Raw genomic sequence first — 1,016 nt, 5'->3', positions numbered from 1 at the left:
GCGAGGCCGGCGACGCCGTGGCGGTCGATGTAGGTGTCGATGTCGGCGTCCGTCTCGCGGCGGCCGACGGCGTCGATGAGCGCCGGCGTGATCGTGTACTCACGGTCGCCGGCGGCCGTCGTCACGGTCAGGTCGATCTCCCGGGCGGCGTACCGGCGGGGCTGCTCGTCGTCGGTGACGTCGACGACGCCGGCATCGACGAGCCGATTGACGTAGCTGTAAGCGGTTCCCTGTGCGAGCTCGAGGTCGTCCATTACGTCCTGGACGGTCGCCTCCCCCTCCCGGGCGAGGTATGCGTACAGCTGGGCGAGCTGTGGCTCCTCGAGGAGGTCGGCGACCGAGAGGAAATCCTGGACGATGTCGCCGTCGGCGCGATTTGAGGTATGTGACACGATTCGGTCTTGATTACAGTTTACAGCGAAACAGTAAAGAGTGTTTGGGTCACTCTGCCGGCGTCGCGACGAGATGCTCTTCGAGGTCGCGCGTCCAGTACGTCGCGAGCCCCCCGGACTACAGCGGGCGCACAGCTGTATCGGGCCTTCCAGGTGCCCCAGTTCGACCCGGAACCGGGTCAGTGCTGCGAGCGTGTCGACGACTAGTCCACAGCCGTCACAGGCGACGTGATCGCGCTCGTCGGGATCCCGCTCTGTCTGGATCGCGCAGTCGACGCAGATCGGGTGGGTGACCCGCTCGTCTTGCCCCCAGGTGTGGGCCTCGCCAGTCTCGGTGCCGGGTGGGGCGTCGCAGAATGCACAGCCAGTGAGCGTCTGCTGCATCACTCGGCCTCCGCGTCGGCGTCGCGGTTGGCCGTCCAGCCACGGTGGAAGACGGCCAACTGCGTTGTCGAGTCGAACGCCGTACCGCTCGGCTTGTGAACCAGAACGTGGTCTTCAGGAACCGGAGTGACGACGTCCGCGTCGACGAGGTCGTTGACCAAGCGTTGGGCCGTCGTGTCGTCGATGTCCGCCGTGTCGACGCTGGTGGCGTCGCGGTCCTGGGCGAGCTGTTCTTTCTCG

Annotated in this window: 2 protein-coding genes and 1 pseudogene; all 3 read right to left on the bottom strand. The window is 66.4% G+C overall.

Annotated features, from left to right (window positions below; genetic code table 11):
* The coding region (locus AN233_RS03230) for a helix-turn-helix domain-containing protein (RefSeq protein WP_058365417.1) at positions 1–392 on the bottom strand (392 nt) is incomplete at its 3' end.
* Between the two features lie 49 nt (positions 393–441).
* Positions 442–776: pseudogene (locus tag AN233_RS16185) on the bottom strand (DUF7558 family protein).
* On the bottom strand, positions 776–1,016 hold a 241-nt coding region (locus AN233_RS03225), incomplete at its 5' end, for a hypothetical protein (protein ID WP_058365416.1). The gene AN233_RS03225 and the pseudogene AN233_RS16185, both read right to left, overlap by 1 nt.

It is taken from the genome of Haloparvum sedimenti, from assembly GCF_001462205.1.
GTDB lineage: Archaea > Halobacteriota > Halobacteria > Halobacteriales > Haloferacaceae > Haloparvum > Haloparvum sedimenti.
Note: the sequence above shows the minus strand (reverse complement) of the source record. Positions and strands in the feature narration are given on the sequence as shown.